This window comes from Curtobacterium sp. VKM Ac-1395, from assembly GCF_015350975.1.
Taxonomy (GTDB): Bacteria; Actinomycetota; Actinomycetes; order Actinomycetales; family Microbacteriaceae; genus Curtobacterium.
Genome location: NZ_JADKRX010000002.1, coordinates 366,591 through 391,800, shown reverse-complemented (window position 1 = coordinate 391,800; position 25,210 = coordinate 366,591). Strand labels below are relative to the sequence as shown.

At 70.2% G+C, this 25,210-nt stretch carries 19 protein-coding genes; 6 read left to right on the top strand and 13 right to left on the bottom strand.

Annotation, left to right across the window (positions count from 1 at the left end; all coding sequences use genetic code 11):
* The first annotated feature begins 86 nt into the window (after nt 1-86).
* The 5 genes from tal (at nt 87) to pgl (ending at nt 6,209) form a co-directional block, all read left to right on the top strand.
* Nucleotides 87-1,202 carry a transaldolase gene (gene tal / locus ITJ68_RS06460; RefSeq protein WP_194660463.1) on the top strand — a complete coding sequence of 372 codons (1,116 nt, stop codon included), beginning with the start codon at nt 87-89 and terminating at the stop codon, nt 1,200-1,202.
* Entirely contained in the window at nt 1,202-2,827 is a 1,626-nt protein-coding gene (locus ITJ68_RS06455; RefSeq protein ID WP_194660462.1) for a glucose-6-phosphate isomerase, read from the top strand. Before tal ends, ITJ68_RS06455 begins: the two co-directional genes overlap by 1 nt.
* A gap of 22 nt (nt 2,828-2,849) precedes the next feature.
* Nucleotides 2,850-4,388 carry a glucose-6-phosphate dehydrogenase gene (gene zwf, locus ITJ68_RS06450; protein ID WP_194625575.1) on the top strand — a complete coding sequence of 513 codons (1,539 nt, stop codon included), beginning with the start codon at nt 2,850-2,852 and terminating at the stop codon, nt 4,386-4,388.
* On the top strand, nt 4,385-5,329 hold the full coding sequence (locus ITJ68_RS06445; RefSeq protein WP_194660461.1) for a glucose-6-phosphate dehydrogenase assembly protein OpcA: 945 nt from the start codon (nt 4,385-4,387) through the stop codon (nt 5,327-5,329). The genes zwf and ITJ68_RS06445 overlap by 4 nt, the downstream gene beginning before the upstream one ends.
* 109 nt (nt 5,330-5,438) lie before the next feature.
* The gene (gene pgl, locus ITJ68_RS06440) at nt 5,439-6,209 is read left to right on the top strand and encodes a 6-phosphogluconolactonase (protein ID WP_194660460.1); all 771 of its coding nucleotides are present in this window, start codon (nt 5,439-5,441) and stop codon (nt 6,207-6,209) included.
* A gap of 315 nt (nt 6,210-6,524) precedes the next feature.
* Here the strand turns inward: pgl and ITJ68_RS06435 are convergent, their stop codons facing one another.
* From ITJ68_RS06435 to uvrB, 11 genes are all read right to left on the bottom strand, one after another.
* Nucleotides 6,525-6,884 (bottom strand): RNA polymerase-binding protein RbpA, encoded by a 360-nt coding sequence (locus ITJ68_RS06435; RefSeq protein WP_071275214.1) that lies wholly within the window; start codon nt 6,882-6,884, stop codon nt 6,525-6,527.
* 3 nt (nt 6,885-6,887) lie between these two features.
* Nucleotides 6,888-7,139 carry a preprotein translocase subunit SecG gene (secG, locus tag ITJ68_RS06430; RefSeq protein WP_071275211.1) on the bottom strand — a complete coding sequence of 84 codons (252 nt, stop codon included), beginning with the start codon at nt 7,137-7,139 and terminating at the stop codon, nt 6,888-6,890.
* Between the two features lie 102 nt (nt 7,140-7,241).
* A complete protein-coding gene (gene tpiA / locus ITJ68_RS06425) occupies nt 7,242-8,021 on the bottom strand; it encodes a triose-phosphate isomerase (protein ID WP_194660459.1) in 780 nt (259 codons plus the stop codon).
* Between the two features lie 43 nt (nt 8,022-8,064).
* The gene (locus ITJ68_RS06420; RefSeq protein ID WP_194660458.1) at nt 8,065-9,282 is read right to left on the bottom strand and encodes a phosphoglycerate kinase; all 1,218 of its coding nucleotides are present in this window, start codon (nt 9,280-9,282) and stop codon (nt 8,065-8,067) included.
* Nucleotides 9,283-9,286: 4 nt separating this feature from the next.
* The gene (gene gap / locus ITJ68_RS06415) at nt 9,287-10,291 is read right to left on the bottom strand and encodes a type I glyceraldehyde-3-phosphate dehydrogenase (RefSeq protein WP_194660457.1); all 1,005 of its coding nucleotides are present in this window, start codon (nt 10,289-10,291) and stop codon (nt 9,287-9,289) included.
* 166 nt (nt 10,292-10,457) lie between these two features.
* Nucleotides 10,458-11,438, bottom strand: coding sequence for a DNA-binding protein WhiA (gene whiA / locus ITJ68_RS06410; protein ID WP_194625569.1), 981 nt, complete (start codon nt 11,436-11,438; stop codon nt 10,458-10,460).
* Nucleotides 11,439-11,516: 78 nt separating this feature from the next.
* On the bottom strand, nt 11,517-12,404 hold the full coding sequence (gene rapZ, locus ITJ68_RS06405) for an RNase adapter RapZ (RefSeq protein WP_194660456.1): 888 nt from the start codon (nt 12,402-12,404) through the stop codon (nt 11,517-11,519).
* A gap of 150 nt (nt 12,405-12,554) precedes the next feature.
* Entirely contained in the window at nt 12,555-14,651 is a 2,097-nt protein-coding gene (uvrC, locus tag ITJ68_RS06400; RefSeq protein WP_194660455.1) for an excinuclease ABC subunit UvrC, read from the bottom strand.
* A complete protein-coding gene (gene uvrA, locus ITJ68_RS06395) occupies nt 14,652-17,717 on the bottom strand; it encodes an excinuclease ABC subunit UvrA (RefSeq protein ID WP_228504830.1) in 3,066 nt (1,021 codons plus the stop codon). It lies immediately after the preceding gene.
* A gap of 48 nt (nt 17,718-17,765) precedes the next feature.
* Nucleotides 17,766-18,707 carry an SDR family NAD(P)-dependent oxidoreductase gene (locus tag ITJ68_RS06390; RefSeq protein WP_194660454.1) on the bottom strand — a complete coding sequence of 314 codons (942 nt, stop codon included), beginning with the start codon at nt 18,705-18,707 and terminating at the stop codon, nt 17,766-17,768.
* Nucleotides 18,697-20,787, bottom strand: coding sequence for an excinuclease ABC subunit UvrB (gene uvrB / locus ITJ68_RS06385; RefSeq protein WP_194660453.1), 2,091 nt, complete (start codon nt 20,785-20,787; stop codon nt 18,697-18,699). Before uvrB ends, ITJ68_RS06390 begins: the two co-directional genes overlap by 11 nt.
* 247 nt (nt 20,788-21,034) lie before the next feature.
* Here uvrB and ITJ68_RS06380 point away from each other — a divergent pair, with 247 nt between their 5' ends.
* Nucleotides 21,035-22,360: an MFS transporter gene (locus ITJ68_RS06380; protein WP_194660452.1), complete on the top strand. Its 1,326-nt coding sequence runs from the start codon at nt 21,035-21,037 to the stop codon at nt 22,358-22,360.
* Between the two features lie 52 nt (nt 22,361-22,412).
* Here ITJ68_RS06380 and ITJ68_RS06375 read toward each other — a convergent pair whose 3' ends face one another.
* Together ITJ68_RS06375 and ITJ68_RS06370 are read right to left on the bottom strand one after the other, a co-directional pair.
* Nucleotides 22,413-23,603, bottom strand: a complete 1,191-nt coding sequence (locus ITJ68_RS06375; RefSeq protein WP_194660451.1) for an acyltransferase — start codon at nt 23,601-23,603, stop codon at nt 22,413-22,415.
* On the bottom strand, nt 23,600-25,153 hold the full coding sequence (locus ITJ68_RS06370) for a class I adenylate-forming enzyme family protein (protein ID WP_194660450.1): 1,554 nt from the start codon (nt 25,151-25,153) through the stop codon (nt 23,600-23,602). Before ITJ68_RS06370 ends, ITJ68_RS06375 begins: the two co-directional genes overlap by 4 nt.
* Between the last annotated feature and the right edge of the window lie 57 nt (nt 25,154-25,210).

The following is a 25,210-nucleotide window of genomic DNA, read 5'->3' as shown; positions in this document are numbered from 1 at the left end:
GCGGACCTCCCGTCCTCAGACGCTCACCCCACAGACCCCGACTCACCGCTCAGAGCGAGCGCACGTCGACGAAAGAAGAGAAACACATGACTGACACCACCCCCACCGAAGCCCTCTCCGCCATCGGCGTGAGCATCTGGCTCGACGACCTCTCCCGCGAGCTCCTCGAGACCGGGCGTCTCGAGAACCTCATCAAGGACCGCAACGTCGTCGGCGTGACGACCAACCCGACGATCTTCGCGTCGGCCCTCGCCAAGGGCGAGCGCTACGACGCGCAGGTCAAGGAGCTCGCCGCGGCGGACACCGACGTGACCGACGCGATCTTCGCGATCACCACGCAGGACGTCGCCAACGCCTCCGACGTCTTCAAGCCGATCTACGACGAGACCAAGGGCTTCGACGGCCGTGTCTCGATCGAGGTCGAGCCGGGTCTCGCCCACGACACCGCCAAGACCATCGAGCAGGCCAAGTTCCTGTTCGAGAAGGTCGGCCGCGAGAACGTCCTCATCAAGATCCCCGCGACGCTCGAGGGCCTCGAGGCCATCACCGAGGTCATCGGCGCCGGCATCTCGGTCAACGTCACCCTGATCTTCTCGCTCGAGCGCTACCGCGCCGTGATCGACGCCTACCTCGGTGGGCTCGAGAAGGCCAAGGCCGCCGGCCACGACCTGTCCAAGATCCACTCGGTCGCGTCCTTCTTCGTGTCGCGCGTCGACTCCGAGATCGACAAGCGTCTCGACGCCGTCGGCACCGACGAGGCCACGGCCCTCAAGTCCAAGGCCGGCATCGCCAACGCGCAGCTCGCCTACCAGGTCTGGACCCAGGCCTTCGCCACGGAGCGTGCCCTCGGCCTGCTCGAGTCCGGCGCCAACACGCAGCGTCCGCTCTGGGCCTCGACCGGTGTCAAGGACCCGTCGCTGTCCGACACGCTCTACGTCACCGAGCTCGCCGCGCCGAACACCGTCAACACGATGCCCGGCAAGACGCTCGAGGCCACGTTCGACCACGGCCAGGTCCACGGCGACGCGATCGCCGGCACGTTCGACTCGGCCAACGAGTTCATGGACAAGCTGGCTGCTGCCGGCGTCGACTACGACGACGTCGTCGGGCTCCTCGAGAAGGAGGGCGTGGACAAGTTCAACGTCTCCTGGGGTGAGCTCGTCGAGACCGTCAAGACGGCACTCGAGAACGCCAAGAAGTAGTGACTGTCTCCATCGCCGCCAGGGGTGACGCGGCGCGGGCCATCGAACAGGTGGTCCCGCGCCTCGTCACCGACCTGGTGGCGTCGGGCATCACCGCCCAGGACCCCGACCTCTGGGGCCCGGCGGCGGAGACCGAGGCCTCCTCGCGCCTCGGGTGGGTCGAAGCCGTCGCGACCTCGCGACCGCTCGTCCCGCAGATCGTCGAACTGCGCGAGCAGCTCCGCGCCGAGGGGATCGACCACGTCGTCCTCGCCGGCATGGGCGGCTCGTCGTTGGCACCCGAGGTCATCACCCGCACGGCGGGCGTCCCCCTCACGGTGCTCGACTCGACCGACCCCGCCCAGGTCACCGCAGCGCTGACCGACCGCCTCGAGCGCACCGTGCTCGTCGTGTCGTCGAAGTCCGGCTCCACGCTGGAGACCGACTCGCAGCGCCGCGTCTACGAACAGGCGTTCCAGGACGCCGGCATCGACCCGACCGGCCGCATCGTCGTCGTCACCGACCCGGGCTCCCCGCTCGAGGCGGCCGCGACCGACGCCGGGTACCGCGTCTTCACGGCCGACCCCACCGTCGGCGGCCGCTGGTCGGCCCTGACGGCGTTCGGCCTCGTGCCGTCCGGTCTCGCCGGCGCGGACATCGAGGAGCTGCTCGACGAGGCCGACGCCATCTCGGCGCTCCTGGCGGTCGACATCGACGAGAACCCCGGGCTCGTGCTCGGCGCGGTCCTCGCCGGCACCGACCCGCTGCGCGACAAGATCGGCATCGTCGCGGACGGCACCCACATCATCGGGTTCGCCGACTGGGCCGAACAGCTGATCGCCGAGTCCACCGGCAAGTCCAGGCGGGGACTGCTCCCCGTCGTCCTCGACGTGGACGCCCCAGAGCTCACCGCGGACCTGCCCGACCTGCAGGTCATCCGGCTGGTCGGGTCCGCCAACGAGGAACGCCACGTCGCCGACCACGAGGTCGAGATCACCGGCACGCTCGGTGGCCAGTTCCTCGTGTGGGAGTACGCCGTGGCCGTCGCCGGGCGTCTGCTCGGCATCGACCCGTTCGACCAGCCCGACGTGGAGGCCGCCAAGGTCGCCACGCGCGCACTGCTCGACGGCGACGGCGACCAGCCGGCGTCCGCGCTGGCGGAGCCCGCGTTCCGGGACTCCGGCATCGGGGTGTCCGCGACCGGTCTCGAGACCGGCGGCAGCATCGCCCAGGCCGTGACGAGCCTCCTGTCCGCTGTCGGCCCCGACGGCTACGTCGCCATCCAGGCGTACGTGGACCGCGGCGTCAACCGCGAGCTCGCGGTGCTCCGGGACATCGTCGCGGAGCACGTCGGCCGACCGGTCACGTTCGGCTACGGCCCGCGGTTCCTGCACTCCACCGGCCAGTACCACAAGGGCGGACCCGCGACGGGGGTGTTCCTGCAGATCCTCGCGGACGACGCAGGCGACCTGCCGATCCCCGGGCGGCCCTTCACGTTCGGCCAGCTCATCCGGGCCCAGGCAGCCGGGGACGCCAGCGTCCTCGCGCAGCACGGCCGCCCGGTGCTGACGCTGTCGTCCGGGGACCTCCCCGCCCTGGCAGACGTCGTCACCGCCGCGGTCCAGGGGCCCTCACCCACTTCCTGACACCAAAGGAGTTCACCGACACATGTCACCGGTGGCGATCACCCCGGAGCACAACCCGCTCCGGCTGCCCACGGACCGTCGACTGAACCGGATCGCGGGTCCGAGCACCCTCATCATCTTCGGCGTGACAGGCGACCTGTCCCGCAAGAAGCTGATGCCCGCGGTCTACGACCTCGCGAACCGAGGGCTCCTGCCCCCGGGGTTCGCGTTGGTCGGGTTCGCTCGGCGCGACTGGGAGGACCAGGACTTCTCCCAGCTCGTCCACGACGCGGTCAAGGAACACTCCAGGACCCCCTTCGACGAGGACGTCTGGCGGCAGCTCGAACAGGGCATCCGCTTCGTCCAGGGGTCGTTCGACGACCCCGAGGCCTTCGTCCAGCTCAAGGAGACCGTCGACGCCCTCGACGCCGAGCGGGGCACTCTGGGGAACCACGCGTTCTACCTGTCCATCCCGCCGAAGATGTTCCCGGTCGTCACCGAGCAGCTCAAGCTGTCCGGGCTGACCGACAAGCCCGAGGGCTCGTGGAGCCGCGTCGTGGTGGAGAAGCCCTTCGGGTCCGACCTCCGCACCGCACGCGAGCTGAACGCGATCGTCGAGAGCGTCTTCGCGCCCGACGACGTCTTCCGCATCGACCACTACCTCGGCAAGGAGACGGTCCAGAACCTCCTGACGCTGCGGTTCGCGAACCAGATGTACGAACCCATCTGGAACTCGAACTACGTGGACCACGTCCAGATCACGATGGCCGAGGACATCGGCGTCGCCGGGCGTGCCGCGTACTACGACGGCATCGGGGCGGCGCGCGACGTCATCCAGAACCATCTGCTGCAGCTCCTCGCCCTCACGGCGATGGAGGAACCCGTCTCGTTCAAGGCCGGACACCTCCGCGCCGAGAAGGAGAAGGTGCTCTCCGCGGTCGAGCTGCCGGAGGACCTGTCCACCGCCACCGCTCGCGGCCAGTACTCGGGCGGTTGGCAGGGCGGCGAGAAGGTCCTCGGGTTCCTGGACGAAGCGGGCATGAACCCCGAGTCCACGACCGAGACCTTCGCCGCGGTGAAGCTCAACATCGCGACCCGACGCTGGCAGGGCGTGCCGTTCTACCTGCGGGCCGGCAAGCGCCTCGGTCGCCGTGTGACCGAGATCGCGATCGTGTTCAAGCGCGTGCCGGAAGCCGTGTTCGGCATCCCGCAGTCGCCCCTCGGCCAGAACGCGCTCGTCGTCCGTGTCCAGCCGGACGAGGGCGTCACGCTCCGCTTCGGCTCGAAGGTCCCCGGCGTCGGCACCCAGGTGCGCGACGTGACGATGGACTTCGGCTACGGACACGCGTTCACCGAGGCATCCCCCGAGGCCTACGAGCGACTCATCCTCGACGTGCTCCTCGGTGACCCGCCGCTGTTCCCGCGGCACCAGGAGGTCGAGCTGTCCTGGAAGATCCTCGACCCCATCGAGGAGTTCTGGGCCACGCAGGGCCAGCCCGAGCAGTACCGTCCGGGGACGTGGGGTCCGGCTTCGGCCGACGACCTCCTCGCCCGCGACGGCCGGACCTGGAGGCGTCCATGAAGATCGACCTGCCCAACACCACGGTCTCGAAGATCCAGAAGACCCTCGTCCACATCCGCGAGGAAGGGGGCGCGGTCGCACTCGGCCGTGTCCTCACGCTGATCATCTCGACGGCCCTCGGCCACGAGGAAGAGGCGATCGCAGCGGCGAACGAGGCATCCCGCGAGCACCCCATGCGCGTGATCATCGTGTCGAAGAACGACGGCGACATCGCCTCGCCCGGCCGCCTCGACGCGCAGATCCGCGTCGGGAGCGACGCCGGCGCCAGCGAGGTCATCGTCCTGCGTGCCTACGGCGAGACGGCCAGCGACGAGGAGAGCCTCGTCACCGGTCTGCTCCTGCCCGATGCACCGGTCGTGGCCTGGTGGCCCGGGATCGCCCCGCCGAAGCCGGCGGAGTCCTCGCTCGGGCGGATCGCCCAGCGGCGGATCACCGACGCCGCCGCCCAGCGGGACCCGAACACGGCGATCACCGCCCTGAGCGAGTCCTACGTGCCCGGCGACACCGACTTCGCGTGGACACGCCTGACGCTCTGGCGGAACCAGCTCGCCGCGGCGCTCGACCAGCCGCCGTACGAGCCGGTCACCGGCGTCGAGGTCTCCGGGGCGAGCGACAGCCCGTCGACGTTCCTCCTCGCCGCCTGGCTCCAGCTGCGGCTCCAGGTGCCGGTCTCGGTCGTCACGTCGCCCCGTGCAACGGGCTCGAGCGGCATCCACGGCGTCACGCTGTCCCGCGGGTCCGGCAACATCGAGCTGGAACGCTCCCTCGTCGACGTGGCCACGCTGTCGATGCCCGGTCAGCCGGTGCACGACCTGTCGCTGCCACGCCGGAACCTGCGTGACTGCCTCGCCGAGGAACTCCGTAGACTCGACCCCGACGTCCTCTTCGGAGACGTCGTCAAGCACGGCGTGGCACAGCTCCGCGACTCGATCGCCAGCTGACCAGCACCACCGCGGTCCGACCGTCCCGCCCCTGTCGTCACGGCAGGGGCGGACCGGACGGGCCGATCGCGACCACATCCTCTGGCCGCTCCACGAACACGGGAGTCACGTGACCAACGAACGGCGGGTGCTGGTGCACCCGGACAAGCAGGCCCTCGGCGCGTCCGTCGCCGCACGCTTCATCACGAAGATCATCGACGTGCTGGACGAGCAGGAACGCGCGGACATCGCCATCAGCGGTGGCTCGGTGTCCACACTGGTCCTCGCCGCCATCGGGCAGTCGCAGGCCCGTGAGAGCGTCGACTGGTCCAAGGTGCACGTCTGGTGGGTCGACGAGCGCTGGGCACCGGAGGGCGACGCCGACCGGAACGTCACCGGTACGCAGTCCGACTTCTTCGACCACGTGGGCATCCCCGCGGCGAACATCCACCCGATGGCCGCCTCGGACGCCGGACTCAGCATCGACGAGGCCGCCGCCCAGTACGAGCGGGAGCTCCAGGCTGCGGCGCCAGACTCCGCGATCGCACCGAAGTTCGACATCACCCTGCTGGGCGTCGGTCCCGACGGGCACACCGCGTCGCTGTTCCCGGAGTTCCCGCAGCTCACGGTGACCGACCGCGTGGTCGTGCCGGTCGACGACTCCCCCAAGCCGCCGCCGCAGCGCCTCACCCTGACCTACCCGGCGATCAACGCGTCGCAGCGGGTGTGGGTCATCCTGTCCGGTGCCGAGAAGGCCTCGGTTCTCGGACTCGCCCTCGCGGGTGCATCCGTCGACGAGGTCCCCGTCGGTGGCGTGCAGGGCCGTAAGCGCACGGTCTTCTTCGTGGACCAGGACGCCGCCCGCGACGTCCCGGAGAACCTCATCGCGTCGACCTACTGACGCACTCTGCAGACGGGAGGCCCGGTGCCAGCTGGCCCCGGGCCTCCCGTCTGTCTGCGGTCGCGTGCCGTCGCGTGTTCCCCTGTCCACGGACGTCATCTTCCCGAGGGGTCACGACTCCCCGCTCACGTCCCGCGAGTGGTCCACGACCGTCGCTCCGGCGCCGCGGCGGCGACAGTCTGCGACCGGTCGGCGATCGACGGGCGGGGTGTCGTGACCACTCGGGCCGGGGGCTTGGGACCGCGCCCCCGCAAGCCCAACGACGACGAAGGCCCCAGCACCATGGGTGCGGGGGCCTTCGTGTGGAACGGGTGCCTACTTTGCGGTGCCGCGACGCTGGCGGAGCTGCTGCAGCGCGTCTTCGAGGAGCTGGGCTGCCTCTTCCTCGGTGCGGCGCTCCTTCACGTACGCGAGGTGCGTCTTGTAGGGCTCGGTCTTGGAGACCACGGGCGGGTTCTCCTTGTCGCGGCCGGCCGGGAGCCCGCTGGACGGCGAGTCGACCGTCTCGGGGATCTCCTCGTCGGGGAGGGTCGCAGAGAAGTACCGCACGACCTCGTTCCCGAGGGCGTCCCAGTACGAGATCGCCACGCGCTCTGCCTGGACCCCACGGTCCTGCTCCCCCATCGGGCCCGCGCCGACGCGAGACCCTCGGATTGCACTGCCTCCGGATGCCATGGCTCAGCTCCCCGCTGTGAACTTGTTGATGAGACCGAGCACGATGATGCTCGTGATCCACAGGAGCCCGAGGATCACCGTGATGCGGTTCAGGTTGCGCTCGGCCACGCCGGACGCCCCGAGGTTGCTCGTCACGCCACCGCCGAACATGTCGGAGAGGCCGCCACCGCGGCCCTTGTGCAGCAAGATGAGGAGCGTGAGCAGGAGGCTCGTGATAGCGAGCAGGACCTGCAGCACGACGGAGAGTATCGCCACGACGTACCTTTCGTGTCAGTCAGCCGTACCAGTGTACCGGCCGAGCAGGGCTCGGCCGGTACCGGCACGGGAGTGGGGCGGGAGCAGGTGCCCCGGGTGCGGTCAGAGACCGACGTGCTGGCGGAACCGCGCGATCGCGGCGAACTCCTGCACGTCGAGGGACGCCCCGCCGACGAGCGCGCCGTCGACGTCGGGCTCGCGGAGGAACCCCGCGATGTTGCCGGACTTGACCGAGCCGCCGTAGAGCACCCGCGTCGCCGCGGCTGCTTCCTCGCCCCAGGCCGCAGCGATCCCACGACGGAGTGCGGCGCACTCGTCCTGGGCCTGCTCGGCGGTGGCGGCCTGCCCGGAGCCGATGGCCCAGACCGGCTCGTACGCGACGACGATCTCGGACGACGGCACGGTGTCGAGGACGACCTGCAGCTGCTCGACCGGCACGACCCCGGGGCCGCGCTCGTCACGCTGCTCCCCGGTCTCGCCGACACAGACGATCGGCACGAGCCCGTGCTTGACGGCCGCGGCGGTCTTGGCTGCGACGACCTGGTCGGTCTCCCCGTGCATCGTGCGGCGCTCGGAGTGCCCGACGATCACGTAGGCGGCGTCGAGCGCGGCCAGGAACGCGCCGGACACGTCACCGGTGTACGCACCGGAGTCGTGCTGCGACAGGTCCTGGGCGCCGAACCGGATCGGGAGCTTGTCAGCGGAGATGAGCGTCTGCACGCTGCGCAGGTCCGTGAAGGGCGGGAAGACCGCGACCTCGACGTCGTCGAAGTCGTGGCGGGCGTCCTTCAGGGTCCAGGCGAGCTTCTGCACGGTCGCGATGGCCTGCAGATGATCGAGGTTCATCTTCCAGTTGCCGGCGATGAGGGGGGTGCGGTTCATGCTGCACCATCCTGCGCGTTGTCAGCGATCAGCGGTGTGCGGCTCATGCGGACCACCCCAGGGCTTCGAGGCCGGGGAGCGACTTGCCCTCGAGGAACTCGAGGCTCGCACCGCCACCGGTCGAGATGTGCCCGAACTGGTCGTCCGTGAAGCCGAGGGACCGGACCGCTGCGGCCGAGTCGCCACCGCCGACGACGCCGAGGCCGTCGACCTCGGTCAGCGCCTGCGCGACGGTCTTCGTGCCCGCGGCGAAGGCCGGGAACTCGAACACGCCCATCGGGCCGTTCCAGAACACGGTCTTCGAGCCGGACACGGCCTTCGCGAACCGCGCTGCGGTCTCCGGGCCGATGTCGAGCCCGATGCCGTCGACGCCGAACGAGGAGGACTCGATCGCGTCGGCGGGGACCGTCTCGTGGTCGGCGTCGGCGGCGAACCCGGAGGCCACCACCACGTCGGTCGGCAGGTCGATCGTGACGCCGAGCTCCTTCGCCCGCGAGACGTACTCGCGGACGACGTCGAGCTGGTCCTGCTCGAGGAGGGACTTCGCCACCCCGTGGCCGTCGGCGGCCAGGAAGGTGAAGAGCATGCCGCCACCGATGCAGAGCGTGTCGACCTTCGGCAGGATGTGGTCGATGACCCCGAGCTTGTCGCTGACCTTCGACCCGCCGAGCACCACCGTGTAGGGGCGCTCCGGGTCCTTGGTCAGCCGCTCGAGCACGGTGAGCTCCTGCTCGATGAGCTGCCCGGCCGCGGACGGCAGGGCGGAGGCCAGTTCGTACACGGAGGCCTGCTTGCGGTGCACGACGCCGAAGCCGTCGGACACGAAGGCGTCACCGAGAGCGGCGATGCGCTCCGCGAAGGCCGTGCGCTCGGCGGCGTCCTTCGAGGTCTCCTCCGGGTTGAAGCGGAGGTTCTCGAGCAGCAGGACGTCACCGTCCTCGAGGTCCTCGGCGGCCGCGGTGGCCTCGTCGCCGACGGTCTCGCCGACGAAGGTCACCGGCTTTCCGAGCAGCTCCGAGAGCCGCTGGGCGACCGGCGCGAGGGAGAACTCGGGCTTGGGTTCGCCGTCGGGACGACCGAGGTGGGAGACCACGATGACCCGCGCACCGGCGGTGATCAGCGTGTTCAACGTGGTGAGCGACGCCCGCACGCGGCCGTCGTCCGTGATCGTGCCGTCCTTGAGCGGGACGTTCAGGTCACAGCGGACGACGACACGCTTGCCGGCGAGGTCGCCGAGGTCCTCGAGGGTGCGGAGTGTCATGCGCTCAGAGCCGCGCGCCGACGTACTCGGTGAGGTCGACGAGGCGGTTCGAGTAGCCCCACTCGTTGTCGTACCACGAGGTGATCTTCACGAGACCGCCGATGACCTTGGTCAGACCGGAGTCGTAGATCGAGGAGTGCGGGTCAGTGGTGATGTCGGTCGACACCAGCGGGTCCTCGCTGTAGAGCAGGATGCCCTTCATCGGGCCCTCGGCTGCCTCCTTGTACGCAGCGTTGATCTCGTCGACGGTGACCTCGGACTTGGTCTCGAGGGTGAGGTCGGTGATCGAGCCGGTGGGGACCGGGACGCGGAGGGCGAAGCCGTCGAGCTTGCCGGCGAGCTCGGGCATGACCAGGCCGATGGCCTTGGCGGCACCGGTCGAGGTCGGCACGATGTTCAGCGCGGCGGCGCGGGCACGGCGGGGGTCCTTGTGCGGGCCGTCCTGCAGGTTCTGGTCCGCGGTGTAGGCGTGGACCGTGGTCATGAGACCGCGCTCGATGCCGAACTTGTCGTGGAACACCTTGGCGAGCGGCGCGAGGCTGTTCGTGGTGCACGAGGCGTTCGAGATGATGTGGTGGTTCGCGGCGTCGTACTGGTCCTCGTTCACGCCGAGCACGATGGTGACGTCGTCACCCGTGGCCGGGGCGGAGATGATGACCTTCTTGGCGCCGGCGTCGATGTGCTTCTGCGCATCGGCGGCCTTGGTGAAGAAGCCGGTCGACTCGACGACGATGTCGACGCCGAGCTCGCCCCAGGGGAGGTTCGCGGGGTCGCGCTCCGCGAGGACCTTGACCGCCTTGCCGTCGACGACGATGTTGTCGCCGTCCAGCTCGACGGAGACGCCGAGACGACCCGTGATCGAGTCGAACTTGAGCAGGTTCGCGAGTGCGGCGTTGTCGGTGAGGTCGTTCACCGCCACGATCTCGAGGTCGCTGCCCTTGGCCAGGGCGGCCCGGAAGAAGTTGCGGCCGATCCGGCCGAAGCCGTTGATACCGATCTTGACGGTCAAAGGATCTCCTGTGGGGTGTGGAGCGCCCGAGGACGCTGCTTTCGGGAGTCACGCACCCGTGACGGGAACGCGGGTGGCTGACGATACGCCCCGTAACGCCACCGAAACGAGCCTAGCAGTCAGCGCCCCACACGCCGCCTGGACGACGTCGACCGTGCAGCGGGCGTCAGACGCCCTCGAGCTCCTCGGGGACGCTGGCCTCGGTGCCCGGGATGTCGAGCTCGACGGCACGCTTGTCCGCCATCGCCAGGAGGCGGCGGATCCGGCCAGCGATGGCGTCCTTCGTCATGGGCGGGTCCGCGTGCTGGCCGAGCTCGTCGAGCGAGGCGTCACGGTGCTGCAGGCGGAGCGACCCGGCGTACTGCAGGTGGTCGGGGACCTCGTCGCCGAGGATCTCGAGGGCACGCTCGACCCGGGCGCACGCCGCGACGGCTGCCTGGGCGGAGCGACGGAGGTTGGCGTCGTCGAAGTTCACCAGGCGGTTGGCGGTGGCACGGACCTCGCGGCGCTGGCGCATCTCCTCCCACTCGGCGGTGGTGCGCGCGGCGCCCATGACGGTCAGCATCTGCCCGATGGCCTCGCCGTCACGGATGACGACGCGGTGCACCCCGCGGACCTCGCGGCCCTTCGCGGCGACGCCGAGACGGGACGCAGCCCCCACCAGGGCCATCGCTGCCTCGTTGCCCGGGCAGGTGACCTCGAGCGCAGCGGCTCGACCCGGATCGGTGAGGGTGCCGGCGGCGAGGAACGCACCGCGCCAGATGGCGGCCAGGTCCTCGCGGTTGCCCGTGGTGAGCCGGTTGGGGAGCCCGCGCACAGGACGACGACGGGCGTCCATCAGGCCGGTCTGTCGGGCCAGGGTCTCCCCCGCCTCGAGGACGCGGACCAGGTAGCGGGTGCCGCGACGGGCCGAGGCGGTCGAACCGACCGAGGCCTCGCTCCGCACGCCGTAGAGCTCGGCGAGGTCCTTGCGCACGCGGTGCACGATGATCCGGGTGTCGAGCTCGACCTCGACGGCGATCCTGCCGGAGATGACGTGCAGGCCACCCGCGAACCGGAGGATCGTCGCGAGTTCGGCGGCACGGACCGTGTTGCGGCCCACGACGACCCTGGCCAGTTCGTCCTTGACCTCGGCAGTCAACGGCACAGCATCATTCCTAACGTTTCTGGTGGTGGGGCTCGTCGGTCCCGTTGGCGCACCCGTGTGCAGCGGCCGGTGGGACGGTCACTCCCGGCCGAGATCTCGGTTCTTCACACGCACGGCGACGTTGGGCATCCCGCGGAGGACGCTCGCCAACTCGGCGACGATGGCGACCGAGCGGTGCTTCCCGCCGGTACAGCCGATGGCGATCGTAGCGTGTCTTTTGTTCTCGCGCTGGTACCCGGCGAGCACGGGCTCGAGCACGGCTGCGTACCGGTCGACGAACTGCCGGGCCCCCGACTGGGCCAGCACGTAGTCCGACACCGGCTCGTCGAGGCCCGTGTGCTCGCGGAGTTCCGGCACCCAGTAGGGGTTCGGGATGAACCGGACGTCGGCGACCATGTCAGCGTCCGTGGGCAGGCCGTACTTGAAGCCGAAGCTCATCAGCGTGACCTGGACACCGGTGAAGCGGTCCTCGGCGAACTTCTCGGTGATGGTATTCGCGAGTTGGTGGATGTTCAGGTCGGACGTGTCGATGATCACGTCGGAGGCCTCGCGCAGCCCCAGCAGCCGGGTGCGCTCCCGCGCGATGCCGTCGAGGAGGGTGTCCTCGCCCTGGAGCGGGTGCGGTCGCCGCACCTGCTCGAACCGTCGCACGAGGACCTGGTCGGTCGCTTCGAGGAACAACACGCGCACCCGTGCGGACGTGCTCGAGCGGAGCTGCTCGACCGCGTGCTCCGGCGCCGTGAAGTAGCGACCACCGCGGACGTCCACGACCGCGGCGAGCTTCGGGATCTTCTCCCCCGCGCGGTCGGCCAGGTCGGTGAGCGGCCCGAGCATCTGCGTCGGCAGGTTGTCGACGACGTACCAGTCGAGGTCCTCGAGCGCCTTGCCGACCGTCGACCGGCCGGCACCGGACATCCCGGTGACGATGAGGACGTCGTGCTGGGGCTTCGGTTCGGTGTCCGTCATCTGGGAGATGTGCTCCGTCGTCGCTGCCCGGGCGCGTCGCCCGGGTGGTCCGGCGGCCCGCAGTGCGGGCCGGTGGTCTGGTGGCTCGGCGTCAAGGCTACCGTCCGGCAGGGGCGAGCGGACGGGCCGGCCTGGAGGCTCGTGGTGGCGTCACGACGGCAGCGTGGGCCCGTCGCTGGTCACCTCGGGGACCCGCACAGGCCCTCCCGTTCGGTCGTCCGTGCCGGCGGTCGTGCCGGTGTCGTCGGCGCTCGTGGGACCGGTCGGGCTGGTCGGCCCCCCCGGGGACTCCCCGGTCGGAGTGCTCGTCGGGACGGTCTGCAGCTTCCGGACGACGGCGGCGGCCGTGGCCGGTCCGACGCCCGGGACCACGCCGATCTCCTCGGCGGTGGCACCACGGAGCCGCGCGACCGAGCCGAAGTGCTTCAGCAGCGCGCTGACCCGGCTCGGGCCGAGGCCCGGGATCTCGGACAGCTGCGTGCGGACGTCGCGCTTGCGGCGCCCGCGCTGGTGCGTGATCGCGAAGCGGTGCGCCTCGTCACGGATGCGCTGGATGAGGAACAGGGCCTCGGAGTTGCGCGGCAGGATCACCGGGAAGTCGTCGTCCGGCAGCCAGAGCTCCTCGAGCCGCTTGGCGATGCCGACGAGCGCGATGTCGGTAACGCCGGCCTCGTCCATCGCGCGCTTGGCAGCCGCCACCTGGGGCTGGCCGCCGTCGACGATGAGCAGCTGCGGGCGGTACGCGAACCGCTTCGTCGGCTTCTCCACCGCCACGACGCCGTCGGCGTTGTGGTCGGGCTGGTCCGGCAGCTCGGCGTCCTCGTCGAGCCGCGCCAACCGACGGGTGAGCACCTGGTGCATGCTGTCGGTGTCGTCGCGGGTCTCGGCGATCGAGTAGCGGCGGTACTGGTCCTTGCGCGGCAGGCCGTCCTCGAACACCACCATCGACGCGACCACGTTGGTGCCCTGCAGGTGCGAGATGTCGTAGCACTCCATGCGCAGCGGCGCCTCGGTCATGCCGAGGGCCTCCTGGATGTCCGCCAGGGCCGCGGCGCGCGTGGTGTAGTCGGCGGAGCGCTTCGTCTTGTAGAGCATGAGGGCCTGCTGCGCGTTCTGCGAGGCCGTGCGGGCGAGGCCGGCGCGTTCGCCACGCTGGGCGGTGCTGAGCTTCGTGGCACGCCCACCCCGACGGTCGCTGAGCCACTGCTGCAGCGCGTCGGCGTCCTCGGGGAGCTCGGGCACGACGACCTCGCGCGGGGGCTCCTCCATGCTCGGACTGGTGAGCGCGCCGGCGGTCTGTGGCGCCAGCTCGCCGTCGGCGTAGACGCCCTGGACGATCTGCTCGACGAGGTCGCCCGTGCTGATGTCGAGCTCCTTGTCGACGACCCACCCCCGCACACCGCGGATGCGGCCGCCGCGGACGGAGAACAGCTGGACCGCGGCCGCGAGCTCGTCCTCGGCGATGCCGAACAGGTCGAGGTCGACCGAGTCCTTCAGCACGACGGCGGACTTCTCGAGCACGGCTTCGAGGGCCTCGACCTGGTCGCGGAACCGGGCGGCCTGCTCGTACTGCATCGCGTCGGCCGACGCGCCCATCCGCTGCCGGAGCTGCGTGATGATCCGCCGGTCGTAGCTGCCCATGAAGCGGACGAACTCCTCGACCATCGCGCGGTGCTCGGCGATCGTGACGCGCTGCGAGCATGGGCCGCCGCACTTGCCGATCTGCCCCGGGAAGCACGGCTTGCCCGTCTGCATGGCGCGCTTGTAGGAGGAGTCCGAACACGTGCGGATCGGGAACACCTTGATCATCAGGTCGATGGTGTCGTGCACGGCCCAGATCTTCGGGTACGGCCCGAAGTACTTCGCGCCCCGGATCTTCCGGTTGCGCGTCACCATCACCCGCGGGGCCTCGTCCCCGAGCGTGATCGCCATGTACGGGTACGACTTGTCGTCCCGGAACTTGACGTTGAAGGGCGGGTCGAACTCCTTGATCCAGGTGTACTCGAGCTGCAGGGCCTCGATGTCGGAGCCGACCGTCGTCCACTCGACGCTCCGGGCGGTGAGGACCATCCGCCGGGTGCGTTCGTGGAGCGTGGGCAGCGGGGCGAAGTAGTTGCTGAGGCGTGCGCGGAGGTTCTTGGCCTTGCCGACGTAGAGCACCCGGCCGTTGCCGTCACGCCACCGGTAGACGCCCGGGTCGGTCGGGATCTCCCCCGCCTTCGGCCGCCACGAGACGGTGTCCGTCACCTACCGAGCACCAGCCTTCTGCGTGTCGGCGGCCTTGCCGCGCTTCAGCGAACCGAGCGTCGACTCGTCGACGGTGCGGGCACCGACGGAACGCTCCTTGCCGACGCGGGCATCCTGGGCCTCGAAGATCTCACGGAGGAACACCCCCGTGTGGCTCTCGGGGACCTCGGCGATGTGCTCGGGGGTACCCACGGCCAGGACGGTCCCGCCACCGGAGCCGCCCTCCGGTCCCATGTCGATGACCCAGTCGGCGGACTTGATGACGTCGAGGTTGTGCTCGATCGTGATGACGGTGTTGCCCTTGTCGACCAGGCTCTGCAGCACGAGGAGCAGCTTGCGGACGTCCTCGAAGTGCAACCCCGTCGTCGGCTCGTCGAGCACGTACACGGTGCGACCGTTCGAGCGGCGCTGGAGCTCGGTCGCGAGCTTGACGCGCTGGGCCTCGCCACCCGACAGGGTCGTGGCGCTCTGCCCGAGGCGGACGTAGCCGAGGCCGACGTCGACGAGGGTCGCCATGTAGCGGTGGATCGCGGAGATCGGCTCGAAGAACTCGGCGGCCTCGCTGATGGGCATGTCGAGGACCTCGGAGATGTCCTTGCCCTTGTAGTGGACCTGGAGCGTCTCGCGGTTGTAGCGCGCACCGCCGCAGACCTCGCACGCGACGTAGACGTCGGGCAGGAAGTTCATCTCGATCTTGATGGTGCCGTCGCCGGAGCAGTTCTCGCAGCGACCGCCCTTGACGTTGAAGCTGAAGCGGCCGGGCAGGTACCCGCGCGCCTTGGCTTCGGTCGTCTCGGCGAAGAGCCCACGGATGCGGTCGAAGACGCCGGTGTAGGTCGCCGGGTTCGAGCGCGGGGTGCGACCGATCGGGGCCTGGTCGACGTGCACGACCTTGTCGAGCTGGTCGAGGCCCTTGACGCGGGTGTGCTTGCCGGCGATGTGCCGGGCGCCGTTGAGCTGGTTGGCGAGCACCTTGTAGAGGATGTCGTTGACCAGGGTCGACTTGCCGGAACCGCTGACGCCCGTCACCGCGGTGAACACGCCGAGCGGGAAGTCGGCGTCGACCTCCTGCAGGTTGTTGGCGCGGGCACCCTGCACGCTGATGACGCGCTTGCGGTTGACCTTGCGGCGCGACGCGGGCATCTCGATCGCGCGACGACCGGCGAGGTAGTCCCCGGTGATCGACTCGCGGTTCTCGATCATCTCGGCGTAGGAGCCCGAGTGCACGACGTTGCCGCCGTTCACGCCGGCGCCGGGGCCGATGTCGACGACCCAGTCCGCCGTGCGGATGGTGTCCTCGTCGTGCTCGACGACGATGAGCGTGTTGCCGAGGTTCTTGAGCTTGACGAGGGTGTCGATGAGTCGACGGTTGTCGCGCTGGTGCAGCCCGATGCTCGGCTCGTCGAGGACGTAGAGCACGCCGGTCAGGCCGGAGCCGATCTGCGTTGCCAGACGAATGCGCTGGGCCTCGCCGCCGGAGAGCGACCCGGCGCCACGCGACAGGGTGAGGTAGTTCAGGCCGACCTCGAGCAGGAACTCGAGTCGGGCGCGGATCTCCCGGAGGACCGCCGCCGCGATGTGGGCTTCGCGGTCGGTGAGCGACAGGGTGTCCATGAACGCGTAGGCGTCGTCGAGGCTGAGCTGGGTGACGTCCGCGATGCTGTGGTCGGCGACGGTGACGCCGAGGACCTCGGGCTTCAGGCGGGTGCCGTCACAGACGGGGCAGGGGACCTCGCGCAGGTAGCCCTGGAAGCGCTGTCGCTGCGAGTCCGACTCGGCCTCGGCGAACTTGCGCTCGATGTAGGGCATGACGCCCTCGAACCCGCTGGTGTAGCGCATCTCACGGCCGAAGCGGTTGCGCCAGGACACCGAGACCTCGAAGTCCTTGCCGGTGAGGATCGCGGCCTGCACCGTCGGGTCGAGCTGGTTCCACGGGGTGTCGAGCTTGAAGCCGAGCTCCTTGCCGAGGCCGCCGAGCAGCTTCTCGAAGTAGGAGTAGAGCCCGCTCGTGCCGGTCCAGGGCAGCAGGACGCCGCCGGACAGCGTGGCCTCCGGGTCACCGAGCACCAGGTCGGGGTCGACGGACATGCGCGTGCCCAGGCCGGAGCACTCCGGGCAGGCACCGAACGGCGCGTTGAACGAGAACGTGCGGGGCTCGATCTCGGTGAGCGCGAGGGGGTGGTTGTTCGGGCAGGAGAGGTTCTCGGAGTAGGTCCGGACGGCGCCGGGCCCCTCGTGGTCCACCAGGTCGATCGCCACCGTGCCGTTCGTCAGGCGCAGCGCGGTCTCGAGGGAGTCCGTCAGGCGGCCGAGGATGTCGTCGCTCGCCACCAGGCGGTCGATGATGACCGAGATGTCGTGCTTGACCTGCTTCTTCAGCGTCGGCGGGCTGTTCAGCTGGATCCGCTCGCCGTCGACGATCGCACGGGAGTACCCGGAGGCCGCGAGCTCCTGGAAGAGGTCGACGAACTCGCCCTTCTTCTTGGAGACGATCGGGGCGAGGACCTGGAACCGGGTGCCGGTCTCCTGCGTCATCAGCTGGTCGGCGATCTGCTGCACGCTCTGCTTGCTGATGACCTCTCCGCAGACGGGGCAGTGCGGGATGCCGATGCGCGCCCAGAGCAGGCGCATGTAGTCGTAGACCTCGGTGATCGTGCCGACGGTCGAGCGCGGGTTGCGGTTCGTCGACTTCTGGTCGATCGACACTGCGGGTGACAGGCCCTCGATGAAGTCGACGTCCGGGCGGTCGACCTGCCCGAGGAACTGGCGCGCGTACGCCGACAGCGACTCGACGTAGCGTCGCTGCCCCTCGGCGAAGATCGTGTCGAACGCCAGCGAGGACTTCCCCGAGCCGGACAGGCCCGTGAACACGACGAGCGAGTCGCGTGGGATCTCGAGGTCCACGTCACGCAGGTTGTGCACGCGCGCACCACGGACGCTGAGCGTCGACGTGCTGTGCGGAGCGGTGCCGCCGGGGAGGTGCAGGTCTGCAGGCTCGAGGTCCGCGGAGTCGCCGAAGGCGTTCCGGCCGGAGGTCGCGGAGTCGCGGTCAGAAGTGATGGTCATCACCGACGATTGTACGAACCGACTCCGACATTCGCCGACCCGAGGGCCTCACGCGAGTGCGTCGAGAGCGAACGCCACCCCGGAGACCTGCTCGCTGGCGTGCCAGAGCCGTGCCGCCTGGGTGCGGTCGTGCGCCCGGGGTTCCGCGCGGACGAGCGCTGCTGGACCCCGCAGCTGGAAGGGACCGCTCGGGCCCCAGTACTCCCCCGAGCGGACGCCGGCGGCGACCGCCGCGTGGACGAGCGGCAGCGCGCCGGCGTCCTTGCCCTGGGCGTACAGCCGCTGACCGGGGCGGGTCCACCCGGGTTCGCTCCGCGCCGGTGCCACGTCGGGGCGCGCTGGTGAGAGGGCCTCGAGCGCCAGCCCCGGGTGGGCGACGACGCTCGACACCGCTGAACCGGCGTCGGCCAGGCGTTGCGCCAGCTCGAAGCCGAACAGCATCACGGCGAGCTTGCTGCGGCCGTACTGGCGGTAGCTCGAGTAGTGCCCGACGCGCAGGGGGTCGGTGTGGTCGAGCGATGCCCAGCGGTGGGCGATGGAGCCGAGGTGCACGACCCGGCCCGCGGTGCGCTCGAGGAGCGGCAGCACCAGGCCGGTGAGGGCGAAGTGCCCGAGGTGGTTCGTGCCGACCTGCAGCTCGACGCCCTGGGCGGTGGAACGCTCCGTGCTCGACCCGACGACGCCTGCGTTGTTCACCAGCGCGTCGATCGGTCCCAGCTTCCGGAGTTCGTCTGCAGCCGTGCGGACGCTGTCGAGGTCCGCGAGGTCGACGTGCAGCTGCGTGAGGTCCGCCGTGGGCACGTGCTGCCGGATGCTCCGCTCCGCTGCCGCCGCCCGCTCGGGGCTGCGGGTCGCGAGCACGACGCGGTGCCCGGCACGCGCCAGCTGCTCGGCCGCGTGGTACCCGAGACCGGCGCTGGCGCCCGTGACGACGACGGTCTTCGCCTCGCTGCCCAGGTCGGTCACCCCGGCGCTGTCCTCAGTTGACATGCCCCGCGGACTCCATCTGCCGGAGCGCCTTCTTGAGGTCCTGGACCTCGTCGCGCAGACGCCCCGCCAGCTCGAACTTCAGCTCGGCCGCGGCCTGCAGCATCTGGTCGTTGAGGTCGGCGATCGTGGCCTCGAGCTGCGTGGCGCCCTCGCCGGCGATGCCCGTGCGCTTGAGGTTCGGCGTCGGCGCCCGGCGGCCGTCGCGCACGCCGCCACCCCGACGTTCGAGGAGCTCCTGGGTGTCCTCGTTCTCCCGGTTGAGCTGCTCGGTGATGTCGCCGATCTTCTTGCGGAGGGGCTGCGGGTCGATGCCGTGCTCGAGGTTGTACGCCACCTGCTTCTCGCGGCGTCGGTCGGTCTCCTCGATCGCCTGGGCCATCGAGGCGGTCATCTTGTCGGCGTACATGAGCACCTGACCGGAGACGTTGCGCGCCGCGCGGCCGATGGTCTGGATGAGCGACGTGGCCGAGCGCAGGAAGCCCTCCTTGTCGGCGTCGAGGATCGCCACGAGGGAGACCTCGGGCAGGTCGAGGCCTTCACGGAGCAGGTTGATGCCGACGAGCACGTCGTAGACGCCCTGACGGAGCTCGGTCAGCAGCTCGACGCGCTTCAGCGTGTCGACGTCCGAGTGCAGGTACCGGACACGGACCCCGGCGTTGCCGAGGAAGTCGGTCAGCTCCTCGGCCATGCGCTTGGTCAGCGTCGTGACGAGGACGCGCTCGTCCTTGTCGACGCGCTGCTGGATCTCCTCGAGCAGGTCGTCGATCTGGCCGTCGGACGGCTTCACCACGATCTCGGGGTCGATCAGCCCGGTCGGGCGGATGATCTGCTCGACGACGCTGTCGGTGATCCCGAGCTCGTACTTGCCGGGGGTCGCCGACAGGAAGACCTTCTGCCCGGCGCGCTCCAGGAACTCCTCCCACTTGAGCGGGCGGTTGTCCATCGCGCTGGGGAGTCGGAAACCGTGCTCGACCAGGGTGCGCTTGCGGGAGGCGTCGCCCTCGTACATCGCACCGATCTGCGGCACGGTCACGTGGGACTCGTCGATCACGATGAGGAAGTCGTCGGCGAAGTAGTCGAGCAGGCAGTGCGGGGCCTCGCCCGGCATCCGACCGTCGACGTGCCTGGAGTAGTTCTCGATGCCCGAGCAGAACCCGATCTGCTCCATCATCTCGATGTCGAACGTGGTGCGCATGCGCAGCCGCTGGGCTTCGAGGAGCTTCCCCTGCCCCTCGAGCTCGGCGAGGCGCTCGGCCAGCTCTTCCTTGATGGTGCCGATCGCCCGGTGCATGACGTCGGTGTCCGCCACGTAGTGCGACGCGGGGAAGATCGAGACCGCGGGGAGGTCGTCGATGACGGTGCCGGTCAGCGGGTGCAGCGAGCTGAGGGCTTCGATCTCGTCACCGAACATCTCGATGCGGATCGCGTGCTCTTCGTACATCGGGATGATCTCGATGGTGTCGCCGCGCACGCGGAAGGTGCCGCGCGCGAAGTCGACGTCGTTGCGCTGGTACTGCATGGCGACGAAGCGGCGGACCAGCTGGTCACGGGAGATCTCCTGCCCGACCGACAGCGCCACCGACGCGTTCATGTACTGCTCGGGCGTCCCGAGGCCGTAGATGCAGGACACGGTCGAGACCACGACGACGTCGCGCCGGCTGAGCAGCGAGTTCGTCGTGGAGTGCCGGAGGCGTTCGACCTCGGCGTTGACCGAGGAGTCCTTCTCGATGAAGGTGTCCGTCTGCGGGACGTAGGCCTCTGGCTGGTAGTAGTCGTAGTACGAGACGAAGTACTCGATCGCGTTCTCCGGCAGCAGGCTGCGGAACTCCGTCGCGAGCTGTGCCGCGAGGGTCTTGTTGTGCGCGAGCACGAGCGTCGGGCGCTGCACCTGCTCGATGAGCCAGGCGGTCGTCGCCGACTTGCCCGTACCGGTCGCCCCGAGGAGCACCACGTCGGTCTCACCCGCGTTGATGCGCCCAGCGAGCTCGGCGATCGCGGCGGGCTGGTCACCGCTCGGCGAGTACTCGCTGATCACCTCGAACGGACGGACCGAGCGGACCGGTTTGACTGCAACTGCCATGCCGTCAATGGTAGGCGCGCCCACCGACAGCGATCCGGCTTCTCGCCCAGGGCGTAGCGCCGCGTCCGCCACGTCCGCCACGTCCGCCACGTCCGCCGCGTCGAGCGCACAGCGGCGCTCCCCTCTGCCCCGTCCGGCGTATCGTCCGCGGAGAGCACGCTCCAAGGACGCTGATAGGCCAGGCTCCTACCGTTCCGTCTGTTCAGCAACGACACGACCGCACCCCCCGGCGAAGAGGCACCCACCCATGACCACGGCGACCCCCGCCGCACCAGCGAAGGGCACCCCGTTCCGCGGACGCATCCGCGGCCGGGTGCTCCTCCTGCTGTGCTTCATGTACGCGATCTCGTACATCGACCGCACCAACATCTCGACCGCACTCCCCCACATCACCGAGGAGTTCGGCTTCAACGAGACCACCGCCGGTCTCATCGTCGCCGCGTTCTCGCTGCCCTACGCCCTGCTCCAGGTGTTCGGCGGGACGATCAGCGAGAAGTTCGGCCCGCGCAAGGCCCTCTTCGTCATCACGGTCATCTGGGGCGTGGCGACGCTCTGGACCGGGTTCGCCGTGGGCTTCTGGACGCTGTTCGCCGCCCGCGCCCTGCTCGGGCTGAGCGAGGCGGCCGCGTTCCCCACCGCCACGCAGGCGATGAGCCGCTGGATCCCCCGCGACCGGAACGGCTTCGCGCAGGGGGTCGTGCACTCCGCGGCGCGGCTCGGCAACGCCCTCGCCCCCCTCGTCGTCGCGTACTTCATCGCGATCAGTGGCTGGCGGCTGGCCTTCTTCGCCACCGCGGTGCTGTCCTTCGCGTGGGCGATCGCCTGGTGGTTCCTGTTCCGGGACAAGCCCGAGTCGGCGAAGGGCATCACGCAGGTCGAGCTCGACGAGCTCCCGCCCGTGGCGACCCGCGCGACGCGTCCCCCCGTGCCGTGGGGGCAGCTGGCGAAGCAGATCCTGCCCGTCACGTTCGTGGACTTCGGCTACGGCTGGACCCTCTGGGTGTTCCTCACCTGGCTACCGACCTTCCTCAGCTCGACCTACGGCCTGGCGATCGGCGACTTCGCCCTGTTCACGACGCTCATCCTGCTCGCGGGCGTCGTCGGGGACACCGTCGGCGGCATGCTCAGCGACCGCATCATCCACCGCGGCGGTGACACCCGGAACGCCCGACGGGCCATCCTCGTCGTCGGGCTCGGCGGGTCGCTCGTCTGTCTGGTGCCGCTCGTCATCGGGCAGGGCCTGCTCGTGGCGACGATCTCGCTCGCCCTGTCGTTCTTCTTCCTCGAGCTCTGCAACGCCAACCTCTGGGCCATCCCGATGGACGTCGCGCCGCAGTGGTCCGGAACGGCGTCCGGCTTCATGAACACCGGGTTCGGCGTCGCCGGGGTCATCTCGCCCATCGTCTTCGGCGTGCTCGTCGACGCGTCGGGCTGGCAGCTGCCGTTCGCGCTGTCCTGCGTGCTGCTCGGTGCCGCAGCCGTCGTCGCGTGGTTCATGAAGCCGCAGCGGCTCACCTCCACCGACGGCGTGCTGGAGATCGGCGTCCCGAAGGCCGAGCAGCGCTCGGCCTGACCACAGGACGGACTGGAGGCTCGGACCGGGGCCGCCGGGAGCCTCCAGTCCGTCAGCGGGTCGCTGTGCGCTTCGCGGCCCGCGCCTGCCGCGCCGACCGCGCGGAGAGCGACGGTCGCCCCGTGAGCGGGACGCTGAGCGGGGTCCAGCGGAAGGCCTCGGTGACGGCGACGGCGAGCACCACGACGAGCAGGTACGTCACGAGGGTGAGCCACGGCTTCGGCACGAGGGCCTCGAACGGACTCGAGCCGTAGAGCAGCAGCCAGATCACCAGCGGGTGGCTCAGGAAGATGCCGAACGAGCGGTCCGAGGCGTAGTCGACGACGCGTGCCAGTCGGCTGCCGGCGACGCGTCGGTCGGCCCAGGCCGCCCCCGCGGCGAGGAACCCGAGGAAGACGAGGGTGCTCCAGACCACCTCGACGGGCTGCAGCGGGGTGCCGGCCTTGTAGGGCGAGTCCCCGAGCGCCATCTGGACGACGTACACGACCAGCGTCAGCACCGCACCGCCGACGAATGCCCACCCGATCGCCCGGCGACGTCTGCGCACGAACCCGAGGAACCCCTCCGCGTGGTCGGCCGCGATCGCCCCGGAGACGATGAAGAAGACGTACGAGAAGAAGAACTGCTTCTGGTAGCCGTGCATCCAGGCGTCGCTCGCGGGGAAGTACTTGTAGCCGGCGAAGACGACGAGCTGCACGAGCAGGCTGACGACGAGCACCGCGACGTGGTGGCGGCGCGTGGTCCGCACGAGCCACATGATCGCGGGCAGCAGCAGGTACACCTGCATCGTCACGAGCAGGAAGTACAGGTGGTACTTCGCCGTCCCCGTGACGATGCCGGTGGCGTACGTCTCGACGAGCGCCGGGACGTCACCGCGTTGGCCGGCGTCGAGCAGCCACGCGGACGCGACGTAGACGAACGACCACGCCAGGTACGGCACCCCGACGAGCAGGAACCGTTTCGGCCAGAACACCGACATCGGCTTCGGGCGGATGGACCAGCTGTACACGAGCACGAACGCGGTGAGCGTGAAGAACACCAGCCGGGTGAAGTGCAGCAGCGCGAGGAGCCCGGCGAGCCCGAGGTCGTCGGACGCCATCGTGTGGCTCGTCGTGTGCACGCCGATCACGCACGCGAACGTCAGGATGCGGAGGACGTCGATCTCGTAGAGGTGTCGGGGGCGGCCCTCCGCGGTCCGCGTCGGCGTCCTGACCCCGGTGCCCGGCGCCGTCGTCGTGCTCACGGGGTCTCCGCCATGCCGCGCACCCGGGCGCGCTGGATCTTGCCGGTGGGGGCACGGGGCAGGTCGGGGACGACGATGATCTCGACCGGGCGGCGGAAGCGGGTCAGGGACCGTTCGGCGCGGGCGGTGAGGTCGGCGACGAGGGCGGCGTCCGTGGTGTCCCGGCCGCGGTCGTCGGCGTCGCGGTCGTCGCCTGGGTCTTCGTCCCGTGGCTGCGGGATGACGTACGCGACCGGCACGCTGCCGAGGACGTCGTCGGGGCGGGCCACGACCACGGCCTCGAGGACCCGCGGGTCACCGAGCAGGACGTCCTCGACCTCGGCGGGCCAGACCTTCTCGCCCCCGCGGTTGATGACGTCGTCGGACCGCCCGGCGAGCGACACCCAGCCGTCCTCGGCGACGGAGCCGACGTCCCCCGTGGCGAGCCAGCCGTCCTGGTCGAAGCGCTCGGCAGCGCGGCCGTGCAGGTAGGAGCGCACGATGCCCGGCCCGCGGACCCACAGCGCCCCGGTCGTGCCGGCCGGCAGCACGGCGCCGTCCTCGTCACGGACCTGCACCGCGCAGCCGACGGGCACCCCGACGGTGCCGGCACGCGCGGGCGCACCGAGCGGTGTGGCGGTGATCTGGCTCGCGCCCTCGGTCATCCCCCAGCTCACGACGAGCGGCACGTCACCCAGTGCGGCGCGGACGGGGTCGGGCAGCGGTGCCGAGGCACTCCGCACGAACCGCAGGCCGTCGGGGAAGTCGAGCGGCCCGGTCTTCGCGAGCACCGCGAGGATCGCCGGCACCGCGTTCAGCCAGGTCACCCGCCGTTCCGCGAGCAGCTCCCAGAACCCGGTCCGACGGAAGCGCCGGTCGAGCACGAGCGTGCCGCCGGCGACGAGGGTCGAGAGCAGCCCGACGACCTCGGCGTTGACGTGGAACAGCGGCAGCGAGTTGAAGCCGCGGTCCTCCGCGGTCAGCCCGTTGTGCTCCGCCACGGCGCGGGCGACGAACAGCAGCTGCGACTCCGGCAGCTCGACGCCCTTCGGCGTCCCGGTCGAGCCCGAGGTGAACAGCACGACGGACCCCTCACCGGGTGCGTCGGGTGTCTCGGTGGGCACGTCGCCGTCGCGGACGTCGGACGGGAGGCCCGTGGCCGGGTCCACACGGGCGGCGGGCGTCCCCGGGATGGTCGCGTCCTCGAGCCGGTCCGAGACCACGATCGAGGCGCCGCCGAGCAGGTCCGCGAGCCGCGCCGGTTCGGTCGTCGGCTGCCCGGTGTCGACGGGGACCGCGCGGCGTCCGCTCGCGACGGCCGCGAGGTGGACGACGGCGAACGCGATCGGGTCCCCCACGTCGACGAGCACGGCGCCGGAGTCGGGCACGCCGATCACGTCGAAGGTCGAGGACCAGGCGGCGACGGCGGTCTCGAGGTCGCCCTGGCGGAGCACCCGGTCGGAACGGGCGTCCTCGAGGTACACGTGGTCGGGGTCGTCCGTGGCGCGCTGACGGATCAGGGCGCGGAGGCTGCCGGGGTTCGGCGCGTGGGGGTCGCGGTCGTGCTGCACCCTGCCACGCTAATCCCCGACGCTATGACCGTCCGTCAGGGACCTGCTGTCCGGGAC

Coding starts and splice junctions, on each gene's coding strand:
- tal (WP_194660463.1), top strand. CDS start 87: ATGACTGACACCACCCCCACCGAAGCCCTCTCCGCCATCGGCGTGAGC.
- zwf (WP_194625575.1), top strand. CDS start 2,850: ATGTCACCGGTGGCGATCACCCCGGAGCACAACCCGCTCCGGCTGCCC.
- ITJ68_RS06445 (WP_194660461.1), top strand. CDS start 4,385: ATGAAGATCGACCTGCCCAACACCACGGTCTCGAAGATCCAGAAGACC.
- ITJ68_RS06435 (WP_071275214.1), bottom strand. CDS start 6,884: ATGGCATCCGGAGGCAGTGCAATCCGAGGGTCTCGCGTCGGCGCGGGC.
- tpiA (WP_194660459.1), bottom strand. CDS start 8,021: ATGAACCGCACCCCCCTCATCGCCGGCAACTGGAAGATGAACCTCGAT.
- ITJ68_RS06420 (WP_194660458.1), bottom strand. CDS start 9,282: ATGACACTCCGCACCCTCGAGGACCTCGGCGACCTCGCCGGCAAGCGT.
- rapZ (WP_194660456.1), bottom strand. CDS start 12,404: ATGACGGACACCGAACCGAAGCCCCAGCACGACGTCCTCATCGTCACC.
- uvrA (WP_228504830.1), bottom strand. CDS start 17,717: ATGACCATCACTTCTGACCGCGACTCCGCGACCTCCGGCCGGAACGCC.
- ITJ68_RS06390 (WP_194660454.1), bottom strand. CDS start 18,707: ATGTCAACTGAGGACAGCGCCGGGGTGACCGACCTGGGCAGCGAGGCG.
- uvrB (WP_194660453.1), bottom strand. CDS start 20,787: ATGGCAGTTGCAGTCAAACCGGTCCGCTCGGTCCGTCCGTTCGAGGTG.
- ITJ68_RS06380 (WP_194660452.1), top strand. CDS start 21,035: ATGACCACGGCGACCCCCGCCGCACCAGCGAAGGGCACCCCGTTCCGC.